General features: G+C 44.4%; 25 protein-coding genes and 1 riboswitch. Of the genes, 10 read left to right on the top strand and 15 right to left on the bottom strand.

Annotated elements, in window-relative coordinates:
* Nucleotides 1-99 precede the first annotated feature (99 nt).
* The 4 genes from MMA19_RS04210 to MMA19_RS04195 all read right to left on the bottom strand — a co-directional run bounded on the left by MMA19_RS04210 (nt 100) and on the right by MMA19_RS04195 (nt 3,252).
* Nucleotides 100-393: a metalloregulator ArsR/SmtB family transcription factor gene (locus tag MMA19_RS04210; protein ID WP_006074618.1), complete on the bottom strand. Its 294-nt coding sequence runs from the start codon at nt 391-393 to the stop codon at nt 100-102.
* 53 nt (nt 394-446) lie between these two features.
* The gene (locus tag MMA19_RS04205) at nt 447-1,226 is read right to left on the bottom strand and encodes a phosphatase PAP2 family protein (protein ID WP_240205573.1); all 780 of its coding nucleotides are present in this window, start codon (nt 1,224-1,226) and stop codon (nt 447-449) included.
* 117 nt (nt 1,227-1,343) lie between these two features.
* On the bottom strand, nt 1,344-1,808 hold the full coding sequence (locus MMA19_RS04200; RefSeq protein WP_006074620.1) for a DUF2850 domain-containing protein: 465 nt from the start codon (nt 1,806-1,808) through the stop codon (nt 1,344-1,346).
* A 124-nt stretch (nt 1,809-1,932) separates the two neighbouring features.
* Nucleotides 1,933-3,252, bottom strand: coding sequence for an AarF/ABC1/UbiB kinase family protein (locus tag MMA19_RS04195; RefSeq protein ID WP_006074621.1), 1,320 nt, complete (start codon nt 3,250-3,252; stop codon nt 1,933-1,935).
* A 134-nt stretch (nt 3,253-3,386) separates the two neighbouring features.
* Between MMA19_RS04195 and MMA19_RS04190 the strand changes: the two genes are divergently transcribed.
* A complete protein-coding gene (locus MMA19_RS04190) occupies nt 3,387-3,668 on the top strand; it encodes a pyrimidine/purine nucleoside phosphorylase (RefSeq protein WP_006074622.1) in 282 nt (93 codons plus the stop codon).
* A gap of 146 nt (nt 3,669-3,814) precedes the next feature.
* Here the strand turns inward: MMA19_RS04190 and MMA19_RS04185 are convergent, their stop codons facing one another.
* Complete coding sequence (locus MMA19_RS04185; RefSeq protein ID WP_006074623.1) at nt 3,815-4,663, bottom strand: pirin family protein; 849 nt, start codon at nt 4,661-4,663, stop codon at nt 3,815-3,817.
* A 260-nt stretch (nt 4,664-4,923) separates the two neighbouring features.
* On the opposite strand from MMA19_RS04185, the gene MMA19_RS04180 reads away from it, so the two are divergent.
* The 5 genes from MMA19_RS04180 to mepA all read left to right on the top strand — a co-directional run bounded on the left by MMA19_RS04180 (nt 4,924) and on the right by mepA (nt 10,639).
* Complete coding sequence (locus MMA19_RS04180; protein WP_240205572.1) at nt 4,924-5,823, top strand: ROK family protein; 900 nt, start codon at nt 4,924-4,926, stop codon at nt 5,821-5,823.
* Nucleotides 5,824-5,844: 21 nt separating this feature from the next.
* Nucleotides 5,845-6,747 (top strand): ROK family protein, encoded by a 903-nt coding sequence (locus MMA19_RS04175; protein ID WP_240205571.1) that lies wholly within the window; start codon nt 5,845-5,847, stop codon nt 6,745-6,747.
* Between the two features lie 4 nt (nt 6,748-6,751).
* Nucleotides 6,752-8,149: a glycoside hydrolase family 1 protein gene (locus tag MMA19_RS04170; RefSeq protein ID WP_240205570.1), complete on the top strand. Its 1,398-nt coding sequence runs from the start codon at nt 6,752-6,754 to the stop codon at nt 8,147-8,149.
* Between the two features lie 91 nt (nt 8,150-8,240).
* Nucleotides 8,241-8,340, top strand: a riboswitch (purine riboswitch).
* A gap of 94 nt (nt 8,341-8,434) precedes the next feature.
* Complete coding sequence (locus tag MMA19_RS04165; RefSeq protein WP_240205569.1) at nt 8,435-9,442, top strand: adenosine deaminase; 1,008 nt, start codon at nt 8,435-8,437, stop codon at nt 9,440-9,442.
* A 360-nt stretch (nt 9,443-9,802) separates the two neighbouring features.
* The gene (gene mepA, locus MMA19_RS04160) at nt 9,803-10,639 is read left to right on the top strand and encodes a penicillin-insensitive murein endopeptidase (RefSeq protein ID WP_088879063.1); all 837 of its coding nucleotides are present in this window, start codon (nt 9,803-9,805) and stop codon (nt 10,637-10,639) included.
* A gap of 111 nt (nt 10,640-10,750) precedes the next feature.
* Here mepA and MMA19_RS04155 read toward each other — a convergent pair whose 3' ends face one another.
* On the bottom strand, nt 10,751-11,092 hold the full coding sequence (locus tag MMA19_RS04155) for a helix-turn-helix transcriptional regulator (RefSeq protein WP_240205568.1): 342 nt from the start codon (nt 11,090-11,092) through the stop codon (nt 10,751-10,753).
* Between the two features lie 468 nt (nt 11,093-11,560).
* Here MMA19_RS04155 and MMA19_RS04150 point away from each other — a divergent pair, with 468 nt between their 5' ends.
* Nucleotides 11,561-12,628 carry a GGDEF domain-containing protein gene (locus MMA19_RS04150; protein WP_240205837.1) on the top strand — a complete coding sequence of 356 codons (1,068 nt, stop codon included), beginning with the start codon at nt 11,561-11,563 and terminating at the stop codon, nt 12,626-12,628.
* A 54-nt stretch (nt 12,629-12,682) separates the two neighbouring features.
* On the opposite strand, the gene MMA19_RS04145 is transcribed toward MMA19_RS04150, so the two are convergent.
* The 5 genes from MMA19_RS04145 to MMA19_RS04125 all read right to left on the bottom strand — a co-directional run bounded on the left by MMA19_RS04145 (nt 12,683) and on the right by MMA19_RS04125 (nt 20,286).
* A complete protein-coding gene (locus tag MMA19_RS04145) occupies nt 12,683-15,556 on the bottom strand; it encodes an FAD-binding and (Fe-S)-binding domain-containing protein (RefSeq protein WP_240205567.1) in 2,874 nt (957 codons plus the stop codon).
* Between the two features lie 17 nt (nt 15,557-15,573).
* A complete protein-coding gene (locus MMA19_RS04140) occupies nt 15,574-16,239 on the bottom strand; it encodes a lactate utilization protein C (RefSeq protein ID WP_240205566.1) in 666 nt (221 codons plus the stop codon).
* Nucleotides 16,240-16,253: 14 nt separating this feature from the next.
* Nucleotides 16,254-17,687 carry a LutB/LldF family L-lactate oxidation iron-sulfur protein gene (locus MMA19_RS04135; RefSeq protein ID WP_240205565.1) on the bottom strand — a complete coding sequence of 478 codons (1,434 nt, stop codon included), beginning with the start codon at nt 17,685-17,687 and terminating at the stop codon, nt 16,254-16,256.
* On the bottom strand, nt 17,687-18,442 hold the full coding sequence (locus MMA19_RS04130) for a (Fe-S)-binding protein (protein WP_006074636.1): 756 nt from the start codon (nt 18,440-18,442) through the stop codon (nt 17,687-17,689). The genes MMA19_RS04135 and MMA19_RS04130 overlap by 1 nt, the downstream gene beginning before the upstream one ends.
* Nucleotides 18,443-18,594: 152 nt before the next feature.
* Entirely contained in the window at nt 18,595-20,286 is a 1,692-nt protein-coding gene (locus MMA19_RS04125) for an L-lactate permease (RefSeq protein ID WP_240205564.1), read from the bottom strand.
* 168 nt (nt 20,287-20,454) lie between these two features.
* Between MMA19_RS04125 and MMA19_RS04120 the strand changes: the two genes are divergently transcribed.
* Nucleotides 20,455-21,354 carry a LysR family transcriptional regulator gene (locus MMA19_RS04120; protein ID WP_006074638.1) on the top strand — a complete coding sequence of 300 codons (900 nt, stop codon included), beginning with the start codon at nt 20,455-20,457 and terminating at the stop codon, nt 21,352-21,354.
* 35 nt (nt 21,355-21,389) lie between these two features.
* On the opposite strand, the gene MMA19_RS04115 is transcribed toward MMA19_RS04120, so the two are convergent.
* From MMA19_RS04115 to MMA19_RS04105, 3 genes are all read right to left on the bottom strand, one after another.
* Nucleotides 21,390-22,994 (bottom strand): SgrR family transcriptional regulator, encoded by a 1,605-nt coding sequence (locus MMA19_RS04115; RefSeq protein WP_240205563.1) that lies wholly within the window; start codon nt 22,992-22,994, stop codon nt 21,390-21,392.
* Nucleotides 22,995-23,001: 7 nt separating this feature from the next.
* The gene (locus MMA19_RS04110; protein ID WP_198559108.1) at nt 23,002-23,214 is read right to left on the bottom strand and encodes a hypothetical protein; all 213 of its coding nucleotides are present in this window, start codon (nt 23,212-23,214) and stop codon (nt 23,002-23,004) included.
* 114 nt (nt 23,215-23,328) lie between these two features.
* Nucleotides 23,329-23,931, bottom strand: a complete 603-nt coding sequence (locus tag MMA19_RS04105; protein ID WP_031493535.1) for a hypothetical protein — start codon at nt 23,929-23,931, stop codon at nt 23,329-23,331.
* 44 nt (nt 23,932-23,975) lie between these two features.
* On the opposite strand from MMA19_RS04105, the gene MMA19_RS04100 reads away from it, so the two are divergent.
* Nucleotides 23,976-24,266 carry a YnjH family protein gene (locus tag MMA19_RS04100; RefSeq protein WP_124941334.1) on the top strand — a complete coding sequence of 97 codons (291 nt, stop codon included), beginning with the start codon at nt 23,976-23,978 and terminating at the stop codon, nt 24,264-24,266.
* Nucleotides 24,267-24,294: 28 nt separating this feature from the next.
* On the opposite strand, the gene MMA19_RS04095 is transcribed toward MMA19_RS04100, so the two are convergent.
* Nucleotides 24,295-24,594, bottom strand: coding sequence for a YfcZ/YiiS family protein (locus MMA19_RS04095; RefSeq protein ID WP_006074643.1), 300 nt, complete (start codon nt 24,592-24,594; stop codon nt 24,295-24,297).
* 520 nt (nt 24,595-25,114) lie between these two features.
* Here MMA19_RS04095 and MMA19_RS04090 point away from each other — a divergent pair.
* Nucleotides 25,115-25,576 (top strand): TetR/AcrR family transcriptional regulator, encoded by a 462-nt coding sequence (locus tag MMA19_RS04090; protein WP_006074644.1) that lies wholly within the window; start codon nt 25,115-25,117, stop codon nt 25,574-25,576.
* Nucleotides 25,577-25,578 lie beyond the last annotated feature (2 nt).

Raw genomic sequence — 25,578 nt, 5'->3', positions numbered from 1 at the left:
CCTAAGGGGATTACCGCTAAGTAAAGTCAGGACTAATGATGCGAAGTCTTAATTATAAGAAGAAAGGCCTTACGTAAACGTAAGGCCTTGAGTTAGGGTTTAGCAAGATTCGTCAATACAACATTCATCTTGTAAGAAGCTAATCACACCTTCTAAGTGTTCATAGTTGGCAACGCAATATAACGTTCTTCCTTCTCGGCGCTGTTGAATAAGGTTTGCCGATGCTAGGCTTGAGATATGGTGTGACAACGTAGACCCTGGGATATTCAATCGATCTTGGATCTCACCGACAGGCGTCCCTTTGTGTCCAGCTCTCACAACCTGTCTGTATATCGCCAAGCGAGTAACATGGCCAAGTTCTTTTAGGGCTTTCGCAGCGACTTCTATTTGCATACAACACTCTCCAAAATCAGTATTTCGATAATAATGGAAATTTATTGCAGTCTCTAGCGATTTTTGATCTTGAACAGCACCTTGTCGAGCAAGGGGTAGTGAGAAGGTATGATGATATAGAGGATAAGCCCAAATAACATCGAAGCAAAAAGGTCGACAGGTCTATGCATGCCTAACCACAAACGGCTTGCTGCCACGCCTACGCCCCATACTATGACCAATGAAGCGAGTACATAACGGCCTTGGCTTGCGAAAAGCCCCCCAAAAAACAGCACACATACAGAAACGAAAATAGTATGACCTGATGGAAACGAATAGTCAGTCTCTCCAATCCAGTGCTTAGTACGCCATTCACTAACCTGTTCTTCCACTTGATGAATCCTGTCATTTTTCTCATCAACGGTGAGATTGTAGAAGCTCTGTGGTGAGTCGATGACATGAAGCTCTGCGAGTGTTTCCGTGTAAGGTCGCGGGCTTTGAGTAAATTCTTTAAGGAAGGTTTTTGCTCCGAAACTCAGAACAAGCAGTAATCCCAACTGAATCAATAGGTGTAGATTGTTAGTCGCTTGACGACGATGCCACGCAATAAGCCCCATGAGTATAGCTAATGAAATCAGAAAACCTTGATGCCCGGCAGAATAGGTAAGGTTTTGCATCAGCGCTCCAATTGCCTCTGTAACAACGGATGTTAGATGACTAGGAAAAAACACCAGCGAAATGATGAATGTTAGGGAAGCAAATGCTGCAAGACAGAGCATGCCTGCAATCTTAGATTCTTTTATGGATGTGAACTTCATATTATAAGCTGGGTCAATTGTAAATGGCGCTATCATAGTAAACTATCAAGCGTTGTAATTCAGGGTTCTGTCATAATGTAATGCAAAGACATTGTTTTTCACAGGCTTAGGTAGTTTAGGAGAAAAAGGTTTACCGAACCTGCTGCCAAAGGGCTATTTAGTGGAGAAATGTTCCCTAAGCGCTGAACGTCGATTTTGCCCTGGGTTATAGCCATCCATCGGTACTGTGTGTTCATAGCCTTCAAAAATGAATCGTTGTGGGGGTAGAGCAGGGGAGATTCTGCGTAACTGCGGTGACCTAGGAGTGCCCACTCGTTCATAAACCCATAAACCACTGCCTGTTTTCAACTTGACGACTCGACCATCAAATTCGAAAGAAGTTGCTATCAATCTGTGGTTACGCAAAGCTCCATAATCCGTAAAGGTCAAAATTTCGGTGCTTTGTTTGGGAGCTCCGATTTCTATCCAGTTACCATACACGCGGCTAGGCGAGATATGATTTTGATGGCTAGTGTAGAAAGCATACCCCAAAGCAGATGCTAGCATAATCGAAATCACCAAAATGACAATTAATACTAACGAGTCATTGTTGCTGGATGTTCTGCCTAGTTTTGTCATTCAAGCACTTCCTTGTGGGCTTTCAAATGGTATCGGCAATTGTGACGATTACTTAAGAATAAAACGTGCCGTTTTATAAATGTATCGATTGTTTGTAACACATTGTTGTTTGTGAGTTTGCACTTTAAGGCTGGGTGAGAATGTAAGGCGTAAACAAGTCTTGCACGTCTACCTTTGCTTTTAATCTGGCCGCTAACAGATAGAGTCCACCAATTTTACGGTGCAAAAATAGAGCATCAGCAGGCGGTGTGTGCCAGTAGTCTTTTTCCATGCTAAGCACTGTACCAGCTTGACTCAAGCGCTGCGCTAAATTACTAGAACCAAAATCATAGAGGCCAGATGTCATTAACGGTTCACAAGCTAAGGTGACGAGGTCAAAGATTGCACTTTTCTGCTCTGGAAGAATGTCTTGATTGAAAAAACCAATCTGCTGCAACGCAGCGTCCAGTCGTTTTGTATCGGCATCTAAAATCGCACTGAACGCATGGCGATATCCGTTGCTGATATTGTCGCTGTAGCTTCGAGTAGCTCCAAAATCGAGTAATACGATTTTTTGTTGCTCCGAGTTAAACAGAAAGTTGGCAAAGTTTGGGTCAGTTTGGACCAATTTAAATTCAAATATCTCTTTGAAAAGCAATTGCAACAGTAGCCGCATTGCTCGGTCTCGAGTGTTTTGGTTTGCATTGATAAGAGACTCGATGGGCATGCCTGATACATGAGTCATAGCCAGTACATTATCAGTGGTGAGGTTTCTTTGCACTGTGGGTAAGATAAAATCTGGGTCGTCACCTAGATAGTCGCGATAGCGCTCTAGAAGCTCAGCTTCAAGAAGATAGTCTGCTTCAGCATGAAGCTGTTTTTTTGCTTCTTCAAGTAAGCCACGATAATCGACGCCTTTCGGGATCAAACCGACGACATTGAGCAGAGTACCTACGTTGTCGACATCACTATCGATGCTTTTTTTGATGCCTGGATATTGAACCTTGATAGCCAATTTAGTGCCATCATCAGAGTGAGCCTGATGAACTTGGCCTATAGAGGCACTGGCTATAGGTTTAAAATTAAACTCAACAAAATTATGTTTCCAGTCGCTCCCTAGCTCTTGAGTTAGCACAGCTGCAAGTTGCTTGGCGGGCATCGGGGAAGCGTCGGATCGTAAGCGAGCAAGAATTTCTGCAAGCTCAGGACTAATGAGGTCGCCTGCGTCCATAGACATGAGCTGTCCTACTTTCATTGCTGCGCCTCGCAAATGCGCTAGTTGGTCGGCCACTCGCTTGATATTGCCAGGGGTGAGCAATAAATCCTTTGCGACAGGGCGCTTGCCTTGAGCTAATTGTTTTGCGCCTTCCGTCACCATTGCTCCCGTCACACGTGTGGCCAAAGACGCCAACTTTCCTAAGCGACTTATGCGATGAGTGGGTACTCGAGTTGCTTTGTCCGACATATCAAAACCTTGTTAAATCATGTTACTCGTTTATACCAATTGATCTTAGCAATTGATCATTCTCTTGTTTTACGGCAATTTGTGAGGTAAAACCATGCTTTTACGATGATTAACTAACAAGGAAGTCAAAAAAGATGATTAAAGAAAACACCTATTTCGAAGGCTCTGTGAAATCACTGGGTTTTACCCAAGCAGATGGCGACAGCAGTGTTGGTGTGATGGCTGCAGGTGAATACACGTTTGGGACGGCTGCCCCTGAAAAAATGACGGTAGTGAAAGGAGCGTTAACAGTGCGCCTTGCTGGAGAAGAAGAATGGAAGACGTATTCGTCGGGTGAACATTTTAATGTGGCTGGTGACTCTAGCTTTGATCTAAAAGTGGAACAAGCGACTGCATACCTGTGTGAATACCTATAGAGATTTACAATGTAAAGCACCAGTATCGCTGCGTCTGGCTCGATATTAAATTGCGTCAGAAAAAAGAACGCATCGACGATCTCGTCGATGCGTGACACACAGGCAGTGGATTGGGGTGTCAAATTAAAATCTTCAACTCGGATTGGTTAGTAAGTATCGAATACGCCTGAATTATAATCATTAATCGCCTGTTGAATCTCTTGCATGCTATTCATGACAAAAGGTCCGTAGTGAACGACGGGTTCATTTATTGGCTCACCAACAAAGACTAATACCCCGGACTCGGAACTCGCTGTCATCTCCATTGCTTCTCCTTTTGAAACTAGTGCAAGTTCGCCTTCTTTCAAACTTTTATCCGCAACACTCACAGCTCCTTTGTAAACGTAAAGCATCATATTGTGTTCTGAAGGGACGTTTAGTCTTACCGAATCTCCTCGATTGCTGCGCCAGTCTGCCACTGTTGCAGGGACTCCAGTTTTCGTCAGTGGCCCAGCGAGTAGGGAGCCATTTACCCTGATTTCACCGGAGAGTAGACGAATTAAGCCACTCCCTTGTTGTTCATATTCAGTAATGGTCTCTGGTTGAAAGTCATGGTATTGCGCCGGTGTCATTTTATTTTTGGCTGGCTGATTGATCCAAATTTGAAATCCGTGTAGGTCACCTTCCTCCATGATTGGCATTTCACTATGGATAACACCTCGACCTGCTGCCATCCATTGTGCTCCGCCTGAGCGTAATTCGCCTACGTTGCCCATGTGATCTTTATGCTGAAAGTGACCTTTCATCATATAGGTTAGCGTTTCTATACCTCTATGTGGATGCGGAGGAAAGCCGCCCACATAGTCTTTTTTGTCATCGGACTTAAGCTCATCGATCATTAAAAACGGTGAAAATGCCGCATTATCGAAGCCGTGTACTCGGCGAATTTTTACACCATCACCATCTGATGTGGCATGAGATGGAATGACTTGTTCAATTGTTCTAACCAGTGTCATCGCTGACCTCCTTTGTTGATATCAACTATAGGCGGGTAATGAAACAATCTAGAGGGGGAAAAAATGAAAGAGTCGTTCAATAACTTCGAATGAGTATGTCTTGGTGATATCTATATAGTTTTAAAAATGAAAAGTATATAGTTTTTGTGACGACGCCGAGGTTTTAACAGACACGTGCTTTAGATCCGCAATGAAATTTGATTAAGTAAAGTAAATCGCTGGGTTTAATTCGGCGCAATCTACTTTAGAGAGAATCCATCATGATCGTAGGACTGGACATTGGCGGCACTAAAATTGAAGGTGTTGCACTCGATTCTGCTAGTTATCAAACCATTGTGAAGCATCGTGAACCGACAGAGACTGGTTCGTATGAAGGCTTTCTCGCGTCTGTGATGTCAGTAATTAACACAGTATCAGAGAAGGGTGAAATAGAATCTATTGGTATTGGATGTTGTGGCTCAGTCGGTAATGATGGGCTAATGCAAGGCGCGAATGTCACTGTGCTAAACGGCCATGACTTTATCGGTGACATTCAAAGACAAATCGATGTACCAGTTGCCATTGCTAATGACGCTGACTGTTTGGCGCTATCGGAGTTTAAGGATGGGGCTGCCAAGGAGGCCAAGCACTCTTGTGTTGCCGTAATCATAGGTACTGGCTGCGGTTCAGGCGTTATTATCAATAACGGCATTGTCACGGGGCTAAATCGATTAGGTGGCGAAATCGGCCATAATCCACTGCCTAACTACAGTCCAGAAATTGATGGTCAACCGGTTAAATGTTATTGCGGGTCGATGAACTGTGCTGAGTCGTTTGTTTCCGGTACTGGGTTTGGTCGCACCTTCTCAGAAAAGCATTCGCCAGCAGATTCGAAGCAAATCATGGCGTTACATGCATCGGGTGATAGCAGAGCCATTGCGCACTTGGAGCTCTACTGTGACCAGTTAGCAAGGACACTCGCTAACGTGGTGAATTTTGTTGATCCCGAGGTAATAGTACTAGGCGGTGGAATGTCTGATGTCGATGAAATCTATCCTCTGGTCCAAGATAAGCTATCTCAGTATACGTTTACTAAATCGGTAAAAACCAAGGTAGTGAAGAGTGTTCATGGTGACTCTTCCGGTGTACGCGGCGCTGCGTTCTTACACTCATTATCATAGTCTGACAGGAAAAATACGTCGATGACTGAACGTTACTATCTGGTCTTAGATTTTGGAGGCACATCGGTAAAGTGTGCGGTAATGAATCAGGAAGCAAAGATTTTCGAACGCTTCTCTTTGCCAAGCCGAGTAGCGTCTTATAACGCTTGGTTAGACTCTTTAGCTCCCAAGTTGGAACAGCTGAAACACGATTACGCGATAGCAGGTATAGCTGTTAGCACTTGTGGCGCTGTGAACGTTGAAACGGGTGTGATCGAAGGCTCAAGTGCACTCGATTACATCCATGGTTTTGATGTTAAGTCGCTATACCAAGAACGCTTTGGACTACCGACAGAGCTTGAGAATGATGGTTGTTGCGCTGCACTAGCAGAAGATTGGTTAGGCGCAGCCAGTGAGTCAAACGACTTTTGTTTGTTGGTACTAGGCTCTGGTGTCGGCGGCGCCATTGTCAAATCAGGTCATATCCTAAAAGGACATCATCTTCATGGTGGAGAGTTCGGCTATAGCATTTTGCGTTTTGAACAAGGGAAACCATTAACATACTCTGATTTGGCCTCAACGCGGGGCATCATTGAACAAACCGCTCGCGCTAAAGAGATATCACCAAAAGAGTTAGATGGCCTTAAAGTTTTTGAGTTTTACGAACAAGGTGATGAGGCAGTTATCGCTGCCGTTGAGCAATGGTATTTTGACTTGGCAACCGTACTTATCAATGTCCAATACTCAGTAGATCCGCAATACATCCTTTTAGGTGGTGCTATCAGTCGCAGTTCGGGTTTGATCGACAAGCTTAATCAAAAGCTGGATGCCATATTGGCGCAACACCCTTTAGCGAAAGTCCGTCCAAATCCAAAACTGACCCAATTTGGCAACGATGCCAATTTGATTGGGGCATTGAAACATTTTTTGAATACACAAGGTTAGCAACATGACTAAGTACACTTTTCCACAGAACTTTATGTGGGGCGCAGCTGCGTCTGGCATTCAGACAGAAGGCTCTACCAATAAAGCAAACGACTCTATTTGGGATCTTTGGCATCAAAAGAGCCCTGAGCGTTTTTACCGTGGAATTAGCTCAGAGACGGTGACGGATACGTATCACAGATACCAAGAAGATGTTCAGAACATGAAGAAGGTTGGTTTTAACTCGTTCCGTACTTCTATTCAGTGGTCTCGACTGATCAAAGATTATGAAACGGGCGAAGTATGTCAGGACGCAGTGGCATTTTATAACAACTACTTAGATGAAATGATCGCTAATGGCATCGAGCCAATGATGAACCTATATCACTTCGATATGCCTGCTGAGCTGCAAGAGAAATTCGGTGGTTTTGAATCGAAAAAAGTGGTCGATATGTTTGCCGATTATGCCGAGACAGCGTTCAAACTGTTCGGTCATAAAGTGAAGTACTGGATCACGTTTAATGAGCCTATTGTTCCGGTAGAAGGCGGCTATCTGTATGACTTCCATTATCCATGTAAGAAAGATGGCAAGTTGGCGGTGCAAGTCGCGTTTAATATCATTCTTGCTCATGCAAAAGCAGTTCATCGCTTCAATGCGCTGGAGCTTGAGAACTCACAGATTGGTATCGTGCTTAACCTGACGCCGTCCTATACGCGCAATGACAGCGAAGAAGACAAGAAAGCGGCATGGTATGCCGACCTACTGTTTAACCGCAGTTTCCTTGACCCTATGGTTAAAAATGAGATTCCGAAAGAGCTTTGTGAAGTTCTGGCGGAACAGGGCGTCACACCGGAAACGACGCCGGAAGAGATAGAACAGATCACGTCAGCAAAAGTTGAGTTCTTAGGTGTGAACTACTACGTTCCACGTCGCGTGAAAGCACGTGAAGCGAGCTATGACTTGGATTACTTTACGCCAGAAGTTTATTTTGAGAACTATGTGAATCCAGAAGGCCGATTCAATCCTTATCGTGATAATAACGAGATTTTACCAACTGCCGTTTATGATATTGCTAAAAATGTTCAGGAAAACTACGGTAATATCCCATGGTATTTAGCTGAAATCGGCATTGCTATGGACGTCGAGTCAGAAGGTGAACCGGGTGAGAATGGACTGATTGACGATTCATTCCGCACAGGGTTGATGAAAGAGCACTTAGTTCAGCTGCACAGAGCAATCCAAGAAGGTTCAAACTGTTTTGGTGTTCATCAGTGGACATTCATCGATAACTGGTCTTGGTTAAACTCGTTTAAGCGTCGATATGGCTTCTATCGTTTGGATTTAGAAACGGGTGACCGAATTCCGAAAAAACACGGTTTGTGGTTCAAAGAACTGGCAACAACGGGCAGCTTTGAAGACTAAGCTCAATGGTAACAAGTTGATGAAAAACGGTGTCCAATGTGACACCGTTTTTGTTTGTCCTCGCGACTATTGAACGTAAGTGACGGTCGTGTACAATACCAATCGTTTGCTTCGTATAACCCCAATGATATGGTTTGGGGGTCTCTACCAGCTCCCGCAAAGTGCTGATTACGAAGAGTCAAGATCACATTAGTGTCTTGCTCTTTGTATTGGCGTTCGAAAATTACCTCAAATTATTCCTATACTTAGAGTAAGTGCACCCACAACAATCATAATAGGTGGAATATGAACGCATTTATTCAAGATCTTCCCAAAGTAGAGTTGCACCTCCATATCGAAGGCTCATTAGAGCCAGAGCTTCTGTTTAAACTAGCACAACGAAATGGTATCTCACTTCCTTATGCCTCACCTGAAGCACTGCGCACGGCCTACGACTTTGAAGACTTGCAGTCGTTTCTCGATATTTATTATCAAGGTGCGAATGCTCTTATTACCGAACAAGATTTTTACGACTTAACATGGGCCTATTTGGAGCGCTGTAAAGCGGATAATGTTATTCATACCGAGATCTTCTTTGATCCTCAAACACATACAGAGAGAGGGATAGCCTTTGAGACGGTGATTAAAGGTATTCACCGTGCATTGCAAGACGGTGAAACGACACTGGGTATTACCTCACAAATCATTATGTGCTTTTTAAGACATCTTTCTGAAGATTCTGCCATCGAGACGCTCAAACAAGCTTTGCCACACAAAGATCTGATTGTAGGGGTGGGGCTGGATTCTTCTGAGCAAGGCCATCCACCAGAGAAGTTCGCACGTGTGTTTAAAATGGCTAAAGAACATGGCTTTTTGACTGTTGCTCATGCTGGAGAAGAGGGGCCTGCTCAGAACATCGTTGATGCGATAGAGCTATTAGGCGTAAGCCGGGTTGACCATGGTGTTCGCTGTGTGGAAAGTGACGAACTCGTTGCGAGTCTTATTGAGACGAAAATGCCGTTAACCGTCTGCCCACTATCAAACATCAAGCTGTGTGTATTTGATGATATGTCGCAGCACAATATTGTGAGCCTACTTCGCAAAGGTGTCGCGGTTACTATTAACTCAGACGACCCAGCTTATTTTGGTGGTTATATGACAGACAATTTCAAAGCGGTAAGTGAAGCGCACGATATGACCCACCAAGAACTGGCGCAATTGACAATTAACGCCATTGACGCAAGTTTTATTGATGAGTCCATGAAGCGAGAGTATCGCAGCAGAGTTATTGATTATGTGGCGCGTTTTAGTTAAAGGGATTCATCGGTAGGAAGAGCAAAGTCGTCACTCCCGAAAAAGGTGGCAGCCTCAAAAAAGGAATGACGACTTATACAGTTACACAATTGTCATTAGGGCAATTGAGTTCCTTATTTTTAGCGCGTTACTCTTTCGGCTTCAATAATAACCAGCACAATAAAGCTGTTTTTCTTTACATTTGTGAAACATTTCAACTTCTGTATATCAAATTCGCTCCACTACTCGGATTGAGATCACGAGCCAAGTCTTTTCTCTCATTTACTTTATTCTCGAATGTGAGCAGGCAATCGTATCGGGTTCACACTATGCTTTTAGTGGTCTGTTCTAGTTTCGTATGGAATGCAGGGGAACATGATGATGAAATATGGACTGTTGCTGTCGTTACTAATACCAATCAGCAGTTATGCGCTTGACCGTTCTTGGGATGAAATTACGGTTCCTAGTAAAGGCGCTTCCTCATCAATTGGCAGCTACGCCAACGGATGTTTAGCTGGGGGAGAAGAGCTCTCTCTAGATGGCACTGGATATCAGGTCATTCGTGCTCAGCGTAACCGTTATTACGGGCATCAAGATATGATCCGCTACCTAACCGATCTAGCTAGCAAGGTCGATCGGCTGGGCATGGGGCAACTTCTGGTGGGGGATATTGCCATGCCACGAGGGGGGCGATTCACATCAGGACATGCCAGTCATCAAACTGGGCTGGACGCCGATATCTGGTTACGACTACCTAATGAGCCACTTTCAAAGCAAGAATTGCAAGACCCAGAACCCTATCCGGTGGTCGACATCGACAAGTATCGTTTCAAAAAGGACAAATGGACCAGTAATCATTCATTATTGATTCAGGTTGCGGCGGTTGACGATCGTGTCGCGAGAATTTTCGTTCACCCTCTAATTAAAAAGCAGTTGTGCGAAGTGTCATGGAAAGAACGAGACTGGCTGCGAAAGGTACGGCCATGGTGGGGGCACTATTACCATTTTCACGTAAGGTTGCATTGTCCAGAAGGGGATGAGCAATGCGTAGCGCAAAATGCGCCTCCACCCGGAGATGGCTGTGGTGCGGAGCTAGCTTCTTGGAAACCGTATATTCCCGCGAAAAAAGCTTCGAAGCCCGAGAAAGTAGTAGTGAAGAAAAAGAAAACACCTCGACCCAAATACAACGAATGTGTAGCGCTGCTTAGTGAGCCATAATGCAAATTCAGGTTTCTAACTAAGCAGGTTGAAGGGGAGTGACCCCCTTCGGTGCTTGTTCCAGCCAGAAGACGGCTGGACATTAGTGTAGTGGAAACAATGAAATAACAGTTAGATACGGTACTCTATCGTTACTTGATTTCCATCGACACGAATGTTAGTGATGTCGCCATCTACTGTGAGGCGCGTATTATAAAGGCGAGCAGTGCTAGACACTGCCTCGACTGAGCCGCGAAGAGATGGCAGGTGGTAAGTTGGATCAATGTGCAGCAGCTTACAAAATCGGTCTATAAAAGTGGTATCTAGTGGCACATTTCCGTTAAGGCGGTTGGATAGTTCAAGTTGACTCAAATTCAAACGTTTAGCCACTTCCATTTGCGTGATATGCATCTTTGCCTTTTGAGACATCCAGACCCGATAAAGTGCTTCGGTATCCTGTTGTGTAAAGTTCATTATTTGTTTAACCCCTGCAATATCGAGAAGGTAGGTTCCCTCTTCATTTAATCGCCGCCTATTCAACCCTAGATGCCTAAAACGGTTGTCAATAACGTGCAAGCCAAGTAAATACTGCGTGCGAATAGTGAAAGGATTCTGCAATTTCGGCTGAAAGTGGATACCGTGTTGAAAGTCGAAGCGATAATTTGATCAATCTAATGACATCTTTATTAGTGAGGTGGATCTCATTTCCTATGAGTCACAGACAAAACCGGCCTATTTATTCTAGTATCCCTGAGTATATTCAATTTGTTTGATGAATGAATTGTTGTTAATTGATAAGGAATAGTACTTCGGGCGGTGGTTATGGATGCGTTTTCTCTCGATATGAGGACGCTTAATTTTATCATTATACTTTTTAGTTGCGTCTACTGTATCGGGCTTCTGCTCTATCAACGTTCTCAGCAAAAGGTTGCGGGTTTGACTATGTTTTCATTGGCTTTGTTGGTAATGGGAACGGGACCGCTTTTGATAAGCTTTCGCGGGCTTTTGCCCGAGTTTCTCACGGTCATTACGGCTAACATGCTGATTGCCTGTGCATTTCAAATGATACTGCATAGCCTATGTGAGTTTAGGCAATCCAAGCTGCAATACTCTTATTGGTGTATGACGACGATTCCCTTGGTGTTTTTGTCTTTTGTTTATTTTACCTATTACCAAGCATCTATTGAGAACCGAATTGTGGCTATAACGAGCTATTTAGCTTTAGTTACTCTGGTGTCGGCGAGAGTTATGTCAGTCGGAAAGCAACAAGACTTACCTCTTGCAGTAAGAACCATGGTGTTGACGTTTGTGCTGTATGGCAGCTTCATGGTTTATCGAAGTTACTACGCCATTTCGGGGGAGGCAATCGTGCAGTTTATGGACGCTGGGTTTGTACACTCGATGGCTTTCTTACTTAGCATTTTTCTCATCGTTTCTATTAGCTTCAGTATGTTGTGGATGATCAATGGCAGACAAGTGAAAGCTATTAACGCACTTTCTTATTTTGACCCCTTAACTCAGCTCGGTAATAGACGAGCTCTTGAAGTTTACATTGAAGAAGATTTACCAAAACAGCTTGCTCGGGGAACCAATGTGAGTGTCATTATGCTTGATATTGATTTCTTCAAGATGATCAATGACAGATACGGACATATCGCTGGAGACAAAGTAATTCGCAAAGTATCAGATATCATTCAAGATTCGTTAAATGGTGGCAATACGACGTTTCGATTTGGTGGGGATGAAATTATGGTGGTGCTTTACGACATGGATTTGCATCAAGCGCGAGCATTAGCTGAACAACTACGCCTTCGAGTTGAAAAGTACGGAAACATCAAGGGTGAAGAATTTTCTATTAGTTGCAGTTTTGGTGTTGCTCAGCTTGTCGATGATGAATCATGGGATTCATTGGTTGGGCGAGCGGATAAAGCGCTTTATGAAGCTAAAGAGTCAGGGCGAAACAAGGTGTGCTCATGCACTTTGACGTCTTTGGACATTCGCTATGCGTAGTTGGCATGTGGGATATAATTAAAGAAACGCCCCTCATTAGTGAGGGGCGTTTTGCTATTTAGTTTGGGCAACTTCATCCACTAAATAGAGGATGGATTGGTAAGGAATACCGCTGTGATGAGACAGGCCTATTTCACAAGTAATACTGTTGCTAAAGCCTCGTGTGCATCCACTTGGAACTTGCTGCTTAAGCGGAGCAACCGCTGCTTCATTTAGCTCTGGAGTGGTAAAACCTTTGTCTCCTGCCCAGCCACAGCATTGAATGTGTTCGGGTAACACCACATCGCTGGCGCAAGCCTTAGCGAGATTCAACATTGATTGCTCTAAACCCATACGTCTAGAACTGCAGGTAACATGAAGCATCACAGTTTCGTCTATCGGCGCCAATGCCAAAGTATCTAACAAGTAATCGTGGGTAAACTTGACTGGCTCAACAATGGTCATGGGTTTGGTGAATTGCTCAATACTGCGTTTTGCGCATGGGCTGGTGTCCATGAGAATAGGGTATGTACCGTTTTTGCTGGCTTCCCATAACGCGTCTTCAAGTTGAAGACTCTTTTGTTTTGCTATATCCACCATGCCTTTACTGTCGTAGGGCATACCGCAACATTGGTCACTCAGTTTTTTAGGCGTAACCAATTCAAATCCAGCCTTTGAAATAAGTGACAGTGTCACCTCTTCTAGCGAGCGTTGATCCCTTGCTGCGGGTTGAGTTTGCATATTGCGACTTGCACACGATGGGAGATATACGACTTTCTTTATTGTTGAGTTTGCTGCTGGCTTGTCATTGAGCGCCTTTTCAAGATCGAAGTGACTTCCGTTTGGTGTCTCTGCGAGCCATGCAGGTGTGGCGTCTTTAGTGATTGAGCGCATTCCTCTGGCGATATTCGCCACTCGTTGCGCCCCAAGGAGATTAGAGGCTACGTGACCGCTCTTAAGGCCAAACCTTGCGATAGTGGTTGTCGCACTAAAATGATCAGCTGTCCATTTTGCGATGGGTCGAAACTTCTCATACTTAGGAGCACGCAGCTTCTTCACCAATTCCCCTGTATTGATACCGACAGGACAACGATCAGCGCATAAACCAGTTGCTGCGCAGGTATCCAAGCCTTGATACTCAAATACCTTTTCTAGCTCGCTAGCTTGAGTTGATTCGCCATTGGCTCGGCGACGTTGCAGCTCCCGGAATAGAACAATACGTTGTCTAGGAGAAAGGGTGAGGGTACGTGATGGGCATACGGGTTCGCAGAAGCCACACTCGATGCAACGATCAACAATATCGTCGGCCGCGGGCATAGGTTTGAGGTTTTCGATGTGCGAATGTGGGTTGTCATTGATGATGACGCCCGGATTCAATAATCCTTGAGGATCGAACAAGGTCTTGATGCGTTGCATTAAGGCATAGCCTTCTTGTCCCCATTCAAGCTCGACGTAAGGCGCCATGTTTCGCCCTGTACCGTGCTCGGCTTTTAATGAACCTTGATACTTTACTGCGACTAAATCAGCCACATCATCCATAAAGCCACCATAGCGTTCGATTTCCGATTGGCTATCGAAACCTTGAGTGAAGACAAAGTGTAAGTTGCCTTCAAGCGCATGGCCAAAGATGATGGCTTCATCGTACTGATATCTGTCAAACAGTTGTTGTAGATCTCGAACTCCAGCGGCCAAATTTTCTACTGGGAATGCAACGTCCTCAATAATGACGGTGGTACCCACTTCACGCACAGCACCAACAGCAGGGAACATGCCTTTGCGAATACCCCAGAGCGTTGCGACAGTACTCGGGTCAAGGGTAAATGGCACCGACTCAATAATGGTGTAATCCGAAAGTGATGCCATCACTTTCGTAGTGTGAGCATCCAGTGTGGTTTTGTCTGAGGCGTGGACTTCGATAAGCAGAGCGGTTGCTTCTAGGTCGAGTTGCTGAATAAAGCTTGGCATACCCGGTTTGTCGGCTACTGAGTGCAGCGCTCGACCATCCATCATCTCCACGGCAGCGACTGGGGTACTCGATAGCGTTGTCACAGCTTGGCTTGCTTCTTCAATGTTAGAGAAGACCAGCAAAGTAGAGGCTTTGAACTCATGTTCTACAACAGTGTTGTAAGTAATTTCAGCAATGAAACCTAATGTACCTTCTGAACCAATCATAAGGTGCTCAAGGACTTCGATAGGATCAGAATAATCGACGAGTGCGTTTAAAGCGTACCCAGTGGTGTTTTTTAATCGATACTTGTGGGCAATTTTACTAGCCAGTTCGTTATTGGCTTGCGTTTCTTCGGCTAATGTTTTGAGTCCTTCAATCAAACTCGGGTTGGTCTGTTTAAAACTCTCAATACTTTGTTGACTCCCCGTATCCAAAATTGAGCCATCTGCGAACACTAATTTCATGCTTTCAACAGTACGATATGAGTTTTGTGCCGTACCACAACACATGCCGCTGGCATTATTAGCTGCAATTCCGCCGATTTTACACGTATTGATCGACGCTGGATCTGGCCCGATTTTTCGTTGGAAAGGCAGTAGATATTTATTCGCATCAGCGCCAATGACACCAGGTTGCAGTTTTATTTGTGCGCCATCATTGATAATGGTATGACCGCGCCAGTCGTCAGTAAGAGCAATCAATACGGAGTCTGATACCGCTTGCCCTGAAAGGCTAGTCCCTGCCGCACGAAACGTGAAAGGGACGTTGTGTTCTTTGCAGCATTGGATAGCGAACACCACCTCATTGAGATCTTTGAGTCTTAGAACGATCTGAGGAATGAGTCGATAGAAACTGGCATCGGTACCATAAGCCAGACGTTGTGCATCGTCTGTGATGATGCGTTCGCTATCAATTTTGGTGGCGAGTTGCTGTTTTACTACTGAGTAGCGTTGTTCTTTGCTATTGAGTTCTTGTTGTGTCTTAGCGTCTACATGGCTCATTCCAGTGTCCTTTATTCTTATTCGTCTTCCAGCAGTAACACGATCAGCTGGCTTGGTCCGTGTGCGCCATAGGCGAGCGTTTGTTGGATATCTGCAGTTTTCGAAGGGCCAGATATTAATAGTGCGTTTGTCGGTATGTAATGATTCCAGTTGTTCTCTTGCATCACTTGCAAGAAATGACCATACAATGCTGATTTCTTAACGACAGCAATGTGGCTCGGAGGCACTAGCGATAGTGTTCTAGGCTCATGCTCTGTAGGCCAAAGAATCAAAGCACCAGTATCAGCGATACCTCCAAGGGTGTGTGTGATACCTACATCAATATCGTTAAACAGTTCAGATTTCCATTGCTCAATTTCTTTATTGAATGTGGTAACGTTTCGTGTGCTGGTGGCGACTTCAAAATCGTTGATGTATTCACCAGCCGTGCCAATTGCGATGTTTTGAAATTGATATTGCTCCATAACGGATTGTAAAGTAGGGCTTAATTCCGCTCTTGTGGTGACTCGAACATCGGCGTGGTTTGCTGTCATCATGTCAAAGAAGCGTTGGGCTTTATCATCTGCCGTAATATCTGGGTGACTACCCCAAGGAAAAAACGCCATCTCTTCGGCTGTTTTGGGGGTTCGCTTTGCCTGTTTTAGGCGCCCAAGAATGTTATCTTTCGCAAGTCTTGTATTCATGCTCATTTCCTCTGTCACTTCTTAGGCTCGGCCTTATTTTTCTCAACCATAATTTGATGCAGTGTTTTCTTAGCTGGTTTAGGACTGGTTCGACATTGTGTCCAGGCACCCAGTTTATTTGGAATTAAGCTCTGCAGTTTTGTCGCCATAAATGTCCCTGCATGGTAGAGATGGGATGAACTTGCGGCTAAAGCAAACCCTTTCATCGCCGCAGACTCCATTTTGCTGCGTGCTGCGTTCTGTCCGTTGAGTTCTAGGTTATCTTTACTCGCTTTGTTCTTTGCTTCTTTACGAAGGCGCAATAGCATTTCTGGAATAGGGATGCGTACTGGACACACTTCACCACACGCGCCACATAGACTTGAAGCCGTCACGAGATCTTTAGTTTTATCGATTCCCAATAGGTGAGGAGAAATGATCTTGCCAATTGGGCCGGGATAAACGGTGCCATAGGCGTGGCCACCAATCTTGGTGTAAACAGGGCAGTGATTCATGCATGCTCCACAACGAATACACTGCAACGTTTTGCGTAGCTCTTCGTCTTGGAAGGCTTGGCTACGGCCGTTGTCGAGCAGAATTAAGTGGACTTCCTGAGGTCCGTCTTTCTCTCCTGCTTTACGAGGAGAGCTGATCATATTGAAGTAGGTCGTAATTGCCTGCCCAGTGGCAGAACGAGTCAACGCGCTATACAAAGGCGGCACGTCTGTGAGGTATTCAACGACTTTTTCGATACCGGTAATCGCGATGTGGACGTTAGGTACTGTGGTAGACATCCTGCCATTGCCTTCATTTTCTACCAAACACAGCGTTCCCGTTTCAGCTACGGCAAAGTTCACGCCCGATAAGCCGATGTCGGCTTCAAAGAACTTTTGTCTCAAGCGAGTACGTCCGGTCTGAATCAAGCTATCAACGTCGGTGGTAGGACTAAACCCCTCAAGATTTGCTTCGAATGTGTCACTAACTTCTTGCTTATTCTTGTGGATAGCCGGCATGATGATGTGCGATGGTTTGTCACCATCAAGTTGCACTATGTACTCGCCCATGTCGCTTTCAAGACATTCGATACCCAGTTTTGCCATCTCATGGTTCATCTCAATCTCTTCACTGACCATAGACTTACCTTTGATGATGCTTTTGGCGTCATGCTCGGAAGCAATAGAGGCGATAATCGTATTAGCTTGCTCTGGATTTTCTGCCCAATGGACTTGGATACCGTTTCGATAACAGTTGAATTCCAGTTGTTCGAGCAGCTCCGGTAACTTACTAAGACAGCGCTGACGAATGGCTTCGGCCAGGTCGCGGGTCTGCTTCTCTTCATCCAAATCAGAGAAAGCTGTTTTACGTTTATCGCGCAGGTAGTCCATTGCGCCACGAAAATTAGCTCTAAGCTGCTTATCGGCTAGAGCATCTTTTGCTAGGGCGTGAAACTGTTCAGGAGTCTGGCTCATTAGGATTCTCCTTGGGTACGTTCTAGCAAAAATGAGGCTATATGGCGGCCTTTGATGGCTTTGCCTTGATATTCAAAAGCGCCGTTAATATTGAGTAAGCAACCCCAGTCAGCACTTACTAAAGTATCTGATGCTGTTGCTTCGATGTGTCGAGTTTTGTCTTCAACCATCGCTTGGGAAATATTTGGATGTCTGACCGAAAAGCTGCCACCAAAGCCGCAACACTCACTCTCGTAATCTTGCATTCTCAGTTCGACATTGGACAGTTGGCTGAGCAAGTCTGTGGCGGTAACGTGGACGTTCATTTCTCGCCTAGCAGCGCAAGAAGTATGCATGACAACACTCGTTGGTTGACCTTTATCATCTAGCCTCACGCGGCAAACATTTACTAAGAATTCAGTGAGTTCAAAGACACGGTCACAAAAGCTATCCACTTTGGCTTGGTTCTTATCGCCTTTGAATAATCGACGATAATGATGGTGCATCATTCCTCCACAGGAACCGGATAATACGATCACAGGAATTTCTTCTGTGAACAGGTCCATTTGGCTTTGCGCGACTTGCTTAGCTTCATTTTCATAACCTGAGGTATAAGCTGGCTGACCGCAGCACGTTTGTTTTTCAACAAACTCTACATCGATACCTTGTTGCTTCAGCAATGTCATCGCATCAAGACCCGCTTCAGGGTCAAATACATCGACGAGGCAAGTGGCATAAAAATAAACTTTGCTCGGTTTTGAGGGATAGATTCGCATTGCTTTGCTCCAGCACCAGACCCATTTTTATGGGTTTATATTCTTATATAGACTAGATGTAACATTCTGAAAAATAAGCGCACTTACCTTCTTGAGATAATTCACAACTTCACTCAAAAAACGAGGTAAGTGCGTGGTTAATTGAACCTAAATCAGTTCATCAAGGCATCGGTGAAATGGAAGCCGTAAACCAGAACCAATCCAATGAGACCGGTAACGACTAAGTAATAGAATGTGGGTATAACCGTCCTGCGCAACGTTAGGCCTTCACGTCCCAGTAGTCCTACGGTAGCAGAGGCAGCGACGACGTTATGAATAGCGATCATATTACCGGCTGCTGCTCCTACCGCTTGCAATGCAATCACAGCAGTGGTTGAAATAGTAAGAGTCTGTGCAACTTCGAACTGGAACTGGCTGAACATCATGTTAGACACCGTATTTGAGCCCGCAATGAATGCTCCTAAAGCACCGATTGTGGCACTTAGCGCAGGAAAAGCTTCACCAACCATGGCAGAGGCTAAATTAGCCGTGGTTACTGGCATGCTCGCTAGATCGGCACCGTTTACCCCAGAGTTAATGAAGATACGAACCATCGGGATGGTAAACACAAGAACAAAGCCAGCTCCTATAAGCGTTTTGCTCGATTCACCAAAAGCGGCGACCAGTGGTTTCGCACTGCGTGATTGAATAATGACTGCCAACAAGGCAACGAACACTAGGATTCCGCCCGGCAAATATAGAGGCTGAATAGCGGTGCTAATACCAGTCTCTCCAAGAATATTGCTGAACGATAGACTCACACTGGTCAGGAAGCCTTTAAACTCAGAGCTGACTCGGCTAGCCACCAAGATGACGGCTAACAGCACATAAGGTAGCCAAGCGACGGCCATCGACATTGGCTTTCCGTTTGATTCGGAAAGATCCATTTTCAACGAACCTAGCCACTCAGTTGGCCATTTATCTTCGCTTTCAAAATCCCATTTTGATTTCGGTACTAGGAAGCCCTTTTTTGCCGCACTGACGACGATGGCTAGGCCGACAAGCCCGCCAATGAGTGATGGGAACTCAGGGCCGAGAAGAATGCCTGTAAGCGCATATGGAATAGTAAACGCAACACCAGCAAATAGTGCAAATGGCAGGATGTCTAGACCTTCTGTCCAGCTGCGATTCTTACCAAAGAAACGGGTTAACATCATTGCCATGAGCACTGGCATGAGGGTTCCAACACAGGCATGAATAATGGCAACGTTAGCCGTAATTTGCTGCAAATACATGTCCCATGAAGCGCCGTGAGAAACCAAAGACTCGGTGATATTGTGGGTATCTAGACCTTTGTTTACGCCGACTATGATAGGGGTACCTACCGCGCCAAAAGAGACGGGTGTAGATTGAATCATCATACCCATTAATACCGCAGCTAGCGCAGGGAAGCCAATGGCGACAAGCAGCGGTGCTGCAATTGCTGCAGGGGTTCCAAACCCAGATGCGCCCTCAATGAAGGAGCCAAAACACCACGCGATGATGATAGCTTGCACTCGACGGTCGGGGGAAATGTCGGTGAAACCGTTACGAATTGTGGTGATGGCTCCTGTATGTTTGAGGGTGTTGAGCAAGAAAATTGCACCAAACACTATCCAGAGTACGGAGACGGTAATTCCAAAGCCTTGAAATACCGACGCGAGAACGCGAGTGACCGACATATCCCAAGCAAATAGGGCAATAATTACGGTAAGTCCAAATGCAACAGGCATAGCTTTTTTTGCGGGCCAATTGAGACCGACCAGTAAGATGGCCGCGACAACGATAGGCGAAAATGCCACGAGGGCTAATAGAGTTTCAGACATGGGTTGCTTCCTTTTGTCTTAGCTCATCCACTCCAACTATGTGAATGGGCGAAGTTGTCTTTATTATTTTTGTAATAGGGTTGTTAAGGTGGGGTGAATCTATCCCTTTATTTTTTGTTGATATAGAGAAATAATGAAAATGATTATTTCCAAAATTGGCATAATGTGATGCGAGCAGATGACTTAATTCTGTTCTACCAGGTGGTAGAAACAGGTGCTTTTAGCCGAGTGGCAGAGCAAAATAACCTTACAAATTCAGTAGTTAGTAAAAGAATTGCACGTTTAGAAGAAGAATTGGGTGTCCAATTATTATATCGAACAACGCGTAAATTAACGCTCACTGAGGCTGGTAAAGCACTTGTTCATGGTGCGAAAAATGTGAAGCAAGCCACCCAAGAGGCTATGGAATCAGTTTCAGGGTATGGTGAGAATATTAGTGGTCACATCAAAATGTCCGTGCCGTCTATCTCCGGTGATTTGATCTTAGCCGATGCTGTGGCCGAATTTTGTAACATGCACCCCGGTCTCACCGTTGATATGTCGTTAGATAATCGATTTGTAGACTTGGTGGATGGAGGGTTTGATCTTGTTATTCGTACAGGATATCTAGAGGACTCAAGCCTGATAGCGCGTCATATCTTGGATTCTCAGTGGGTAGTTTGTGCTTCTCCTTCCTACATTGCGAAAAACAGCAAACCTCTCAAGCCTGAAGATCTTACGCAGCACAATTGTTTGCAATACGCTTATCAAACCACCGGAGCTTCAGAGTGGGAGTTTAAGGCAAATAAAGGTAACTATATCGTGCGCGTTTCAGGCTCATTTTCTACTGATAATGCCACTGCACTGCGAAAGGCGGCATTAGGTGGGCATGGTATCGCGTATGTCCCACGCTGCTTGGTATACCATGACATACGCAATGGTCAGCTGGTGGATATTTTTCCTGACCAAGTGGGTAAGCGTTTGGGAATCTATGCCGTTTACCCTTTTACTCGACAACCGCCAAACAAAGTGAGGCTGTTGATAGAACATATCCGAACCCGTTATTTAGCGATATCTCACTACTTCTGATATCTCACTATTTCTGAGTAAGAGCGAGTATTGACTTAGTGAGAATGTATCATTCTCTGTTTGATCCACAGTTTGGAAAAGTCGCACCAGCCAATGGAGTTGATTTCCACGCCTCGAATACGAGAAGGGATACTCAAACAAAGATCTTCTGACTTAATAATCGTCAGTACATGGTTTTTGTGTAACCAGGTAAGCAACGCGTCGAGAATCTGCTTTTGCTTTGATGTGTCTGCCTCCGAGCGTGCGGCCGATAGGGTGTGCTTCAAGTGGTCTTGTTGTTTCCAGGTTAGGTTTGTTTGCCAATATGGGTAGAGCTTAAAAAAAGCTATTAGGCTAGTGCTTCTATCTCCCTCTAAGCGAATGCCACCAATAGCTAGGTCTTGTTTAGGTGCTGGATGACCATAGACGACTTGAGTACCGGTTGCGGTAACGTCTTGCTGTTTGAGTGCACTAATGAGTTTGCGCGAAAACCAACGGTTTTCGTTGTTGTTTTCAAAACAAAAGTCGACATGTGTATCACAGGGGATCGGTGAGTCTAGTCGACCGTTAAATAACCTCTCCAAACTGTGTTGAAACGACGAATTCTGTAAGGCTTTATTATTGATGAGTAGGAAAAAGTAGCCAATATCGGATGTTGACGCCGTGTATTGAACTTGCTCATCACTAAGGAAGAAGAAATTTTCAGCGCATTTCTTATCTTCTGCCCACTCCTTGTGAATCCAAAGTTCGATATGTTCGACCAGAGCCGACTGACCACAATAGTTCGGATTGCGTTTCAAGCGAAGCAGTTTTTCGGAACTCACATCCACCATAAATGGGCCTGAGCCTATCGGTTTGAAATGACTCTCGGCACGATAGATAAAATGCTTAGGCATAATGGATGCCTCGGCTCTGCTCAGAAGCTTAGGTAGATGAGGGTCAGGGTACTTAAGTGTTATCTGGATTTGGTTAGCAGTATGACTAGTAATATCAGCGATATGATCGTAAAGCGCACACCAGTAAGGTGAGAGAGTTAGTGACTTTAGGCTCTCTACTACGTCATTGGTGGTGACTGGAGACTGATCGTGAAAGACGACGCCACTACGCAGATAAAAGACCCAGCTAATTTTCTCATCATCGCTTTCCCATGCATGGGCGAGGTTACCACTGAATTCAGTCCCTTTAACATTGACTAGGGTCTGGAAAACCTCGTGAATGAGGTGGCGTTCAGTACGCTCCATAGTGTGATGAGGGTGGAGCCAACTGAGTCTGCGATGAAATGGAGCAAAAATGGTATCTTCACTGGCTGTTGTTGCATGCGTCAGGTAATGTTTTAGGCCACTAGCGACATTACGATTGTTAAAGCCAATCAGTTTATGCGCCAAATCGTAGTTGCCTTCTACAGTAGCCTGTTCAACCTCTTTGTAGCAGGCCTCAATAGGTTCTTGTAGGCAGACGAGTTTGCCCTTCATTCCTCTGCCACGGAGAGGAGTCCAGGATAACCATTGCTTAGTTTCCATTTGATTAAGTAACGTTCGCGCGTGTCGCTCGCTGCATTGAAAATGTTCTGCAATCGAGCCGATAGTAATACGGTGATCTCCCGGCCCTAATTGCTTAAAAAGGTTTTCGTATAGCTCAAGTTTACGCCTGTCTGCTGCCATTGATTATTTAATCTCGTTGTTCCGGTTTTTCTGTGATGGAGTCTTTATGTCGCTCTGAATATGTGGATATCCCCCAAAATGCATCAGTACCAAACAGCTCATTAAGTCGCTCGGCACGCTCTGCTGGAGAGACGTAAAACAGCTTTCCAAGTAAGCTATTGTTGTCCTCATATTTATAGGTGGCTTGAAAGTAATTAGCAACGAAATTGAAAAATGTCATAGTGTAAAGCCTCTGTCGTTTCGGTAGTAAAAGCTTACACTTGGTAGAATTTGAAAAACCGGAACAGATTTTTACACTGTTCCGGTTTTATAAATGAGTGGTTAAGTTAATGCATTAACGAGCGACGGCACCACCCAAGGTTAAGTCGTCTGGCCATTGAGTAATGGTGTTACCGCCTAGATAGATATTTCCTTTGACCGTGAGTTTTTTGGGAAAAGTGGTTATTTGTGAACCACCCAGATAAAGGTTGCCTTCTACGACCAAACCATTGGGCAGTTCAGTTAATTTAGTGCGAATGACACTTAGGTCGCCTTTGACATACATACCATTTGGTAATTTGGTTACCGGCGTATCCGTGAGGTTGATATAGCCACCGGGAACAACACCAGCTGGCCACGCTTTCAATTGGCTTCCGAGAAAGTTAGCGTATCCTGTGATTTTGGTTCCTCTTGGCATGAATTCCACTAAACTATCTGAGGCATCTAAGCTACCTTTGATTTCAAGATTATTAGGTAGCATCTTAATAGGTGTCTTTGCGATATTGAGGTTGCCTTTTACGATTAATCCCTCGGGGAGTGTCGTGTACGGCTTATTTCTCAGGTCAAGGTTGCCATAATTATCAAGATGGTTAAGTAGCTTATAATGATCGAGGTCTTGCGCCACTGAGCATGTGGTGAACAAAAGGGCTGCAACTATTGCAGCAAAAAAACGAATCATAATAACGAGATACCATACAATCAGAGCGACGTAGGTAGTTTGCAATGGAAATTAAGAGAAAACAATGGAAATCACTGGGCCTTGTGACGGCGATAATGTGTGCTTTCGCCTCGCCCTTATCGGCTAAAACCATCACCACGCCTGGGGCAGATGTTGGAGCTGCGGTATTGTTATCGGATTCCAAGCTCGGTAAGCGAGTCTGTTATTACAACGACAAAGCGTACTCATTAGGATCGGTGATTAATGTCGAAGGTGTAGTATTGCAATGTGTGGCGGAGCAGGACTTTGAAATGAATGGTCAACTTAAGTGGAAGCAATTAAAAAGCGAGCAATAATGCTCGCTTGATGTTACGTAAGCTCTAGTTATCTTGCCAGAGAACGTGTTTTCAGTTCGAAGATCAGTTTTTCAGCACTGACTTCAAACTTGAATCGAGCAGTGAGCTCTTTTGAGCTTTCTTCAAGTGGTGAAACTTCAAACTCAACGTTCTTACAGACAGCCTGAGCAAGTTCAACATACTTTTGAAGTTCAACTTCTAACTGTGCTTTTGAATCACTGAATAGCTGTACCTCGGCGACGTCGTCGCCTTCTTTGATGATAAAGCCCATTTCACCAGCTACACCACATGCATCGCATACGGTTGGCTCTTCATATGTATTTGACATAACGATACCTCTTACAAAATCTGTGTTTATTCTATATCTGTGGAAATAAGGTATCCAGTAATAAATACATGCTCAAAGGATTAGGTCATTGCGTTAAGATATGGTTTTGTAACAGAAATTTTCTAACTGTTAACTATTTTTATCTAATTAAGTGACAAGTGATATATCGAATTACTATAAGTCATTGCTTTTTAATATTTTTTTATTATGCAAGTAATAGTGCATCTTTGTGATCGAGTTCTCATAAATGAGACTTGCGCACTAGTGATGTAGTACAGACTAGTTTATCAATATCAGAGAAGTGTTAGACTTTATAACTTATTAATCAATGGTTTGTTTTTTATAATATTCTCAATGGGACGTATAATGTTCATGAGTTTAGCTAATAATTCGCCTCAGGTGCCGTAAACTGAGTTTTAACAAATCGATACGTTAATGAATAGAAAACTATACCGAGTACTGCTTTAATTATGGTATAGCATACAGTGAACGCACATAACGATAAGAGAAGAGCTTTAAAATGCCAAAGCGTAGTAAAGAAGATACTGAGATTACGATCCAGAAAATTATGGAAGCGGTCGTTGATCAGATCATCCGACTAGGATACGACAAGATGTCGTACACCACTTTGAGCCAACAGACAGGTATTTCGCGAACCGGTATTAGTCACCATTTTCCAAAGAAAACGGACTTTACGGCAGCGCTTGATGGTCGAATTTTCAAGATGTTCGTGGAACATTTAGAATTTGAAAAAGGAATCAACGGTTTTACAGGCAGTTGGATTGAGTCGTTGAAGAATCCAGAATTCTTGGCGATCTTGAAGCTACTTTTCCATCACATTGTTACTTCTGAAAACTCGCATGAGTTTGCCTCGAAAGGTATAGATAGGCTGTACAAACTAGTAGAGTCTCAATACGGCGAAGGCAGTGATAAAGAACTAGAATGGTTGATTGGTCGTTCATTGATTCAGTTGTCAAAGTAACC

Origin of the sequence: Vibrio sp. CyArs1, from assembly GCF_022432925.1 — a bacterium.
Classification (GTDB): domain Bacteria; phylum Pseudomonadota; class Gammaproteobacteria; order Enterobacterales; family Vibrionaceae; genus Vibrio; species Vibrio mediterranei.
The sequence above is the reverse complement of the archived record's forward strand: the minus strand, read 5'-3'. Positions and strand labels throughout refer to the sequence as shown.

Excerpts from the sequence above, each read along its gene's own strand:
- MMA19_RS04210 (WP_006074618.1), bottom strand. The coding sequence starts at position 393 with ATGCAAATAGAAGTCGCTGCGAAAGCCCTAAAAGAACTTGGCCATGTT.
- MMA19_RS04205 (WP_240205573.1), bottom strand. The coding sequence starts at position 1,226 with ATGATAGCGCCATTTACAATTGACCCAGCTTATAATATGAAGTTCACA.
- MMA19_RS04200 (WP_006074620.1), bottom strand. The coding sequence starts at position 1,808 with ATGACAAAACTAGGCAGAACATCCAGCAACAATGACTCGTTAGTATTA.
- MMA19_RS04195 (WP_006074621.1), bottom strand. The coding sequence starts at position 3,252 with ATGTCGGACAAAGCAACTCGAGTACCCACTCATCGCATAAGTCGCTTA.
- MMA19_RS04190 (WP_006074622.1), top strand. The coding sequence starts at position 3,387 with ATGATTAAAGAAAACACCTATTTCGAAGGCTCTGTGAAATCACTGGGT.
- MMA19_RS04185 (WP_006074623.1), bottom strand. The coding sequence starts at position 4,663 with ATGACACTGGTTAGAACAATTGAACAAGTCATTCCATCTCATGCCACA.
- MMA19_RS04180 (WP_240205572.1), top strand. The coding sequence starts at position 4,924 with ATGATCGTAGGACTGGACATTGGCGGCACTAAAATTGAAGGTGTTGCA.
- MMA19_RS04175 (WP_240205571.1), top strand. The coding sequence starts at position 5,845 with ATGACTGAACGTTACTATCTGGTCTTAGATTTTGGAGGCACATCGGTA.
- MMA19_RS04170 (WP_240205570.1), top strand. The coding sequence starts at position 6,752 with ATGACTAAGTACACTTTTCCACAGAACTTTATGTGGGGCGCAGCTGCG.
- MMA19_RS04165 (WP_240205569.1), top strand. The coding sequence starts at position 8,435 with ATGAACGCATTTATTCAAGATCTTCCCAAAGTAGAGTTGCACCTCCAT.
- mepA (WP_088879063.1), top strand. The coding sequence starts at position 9,803 with ATGAAATATGGACTGTTGCTGTCGTTACTAATACCAATCAGCAGTTAT.
- MMA19_RS04155 (WP_240205568.1), bottom strand. The coding sequence starts at position 11,092 with ATGAACTTTACACAACAGGATACCGAAGCACTTTATCGGGTCTGGATG.
- MMA19_RS04150 (WP_240205837.1), top strand. The coding sequence starts at position 11,561 with ATGTTTTCATTGGCTTTGTTGGTAATGGGAACGGGACCGCTTTTGATA.
- MMA19_RS04145 (WP_240205567.1), bottom strand. The coding sequence starts at position 15,556 with ATGAGCCATGTAGACGCTAAGACACAACAAGAACTCAATAGCAAAGAA.
- MMA19_RS04140 (WP_240205566.1), bottom strand. The coding sequence starts at position 16,239 with ATGAATACAAGACTTGCGAAAGATAACATTCTTGGGCGCCTAAAACAG.
- MMA19_RS04135 (WP_240205565.1), bottom strand. The coding sequence starts at position 17,687 with ATGAGCCAGACTCCTGAACAGTTTCACGCCCTAGCAAAAGATGCTCTA.
- MMA19_RS04130 (WP_006074636.1), bottom strand. The coding sequence starts at position 18,442 with ATGCGAATCTATCCCTCAAAACCGAGCAAAGTTTATTTTTATGCCACT.
- MMA19_RS04125 (WP_240205564.1), bottom strand. The coding sequence starts at position 20,286 with ATGTCTGAAACTCTATTAGCCCTCGTGGCATTTTCGCCTATCGTTGTC.
- MMA19_RS04120 (WP_006074638.1), top strand. The coding sequence starts at position 20,455 with ATGCGAGCAGATGACTTAATTCTGTTCTACCAGGTGGTAGAAACAGGT.
- MMA19_RS04115 (WP_240205563.1), bottom strand. The coding sequence starts at position 22,994 with ATGGCAGCAGACAGGCGTAAACTTGAGCTATACGAAAACCTTTTTAAG.
- MMA19_RS04110 (WP_198559108.1), bottom strand. The coding sequence starts at position 23,214 with ATGACATTTTTCAATTTCGTTGCTAATTACTTTCAAGCCACCTATAAA.
- MMA19_RS04105 (WP_031493535.1), bottom strand. The coding sequence starts at position 23,931 with ATGATTCGTTTTTTTGCTGCAATAGTTGCAGCCCTTTTGTTCACCACA.
- MMA19_RS04100 (WP_124941334.1), top strand. The coding sequence starts at position 23,976 with ATGGAAATTAAGAGAAAACAATGGAAATCACTGGGCCTTGTGACGGCG.
- MMA19_RS04095 (WP_006074643.1), bottom strand. The coding sequence starts at position 24,594 with ATGTCAAATACATATGAAGAGCCAACCGTATGCGATGCATGTGGTGTA.
- MMA19_RS04090 (WP_006074644.1), top strand. The coding sequence starts at position 25,115 with ATGCCAAAGCGTAGTAAAGAAGATACTGAGATTACGATCCAGAAAATT.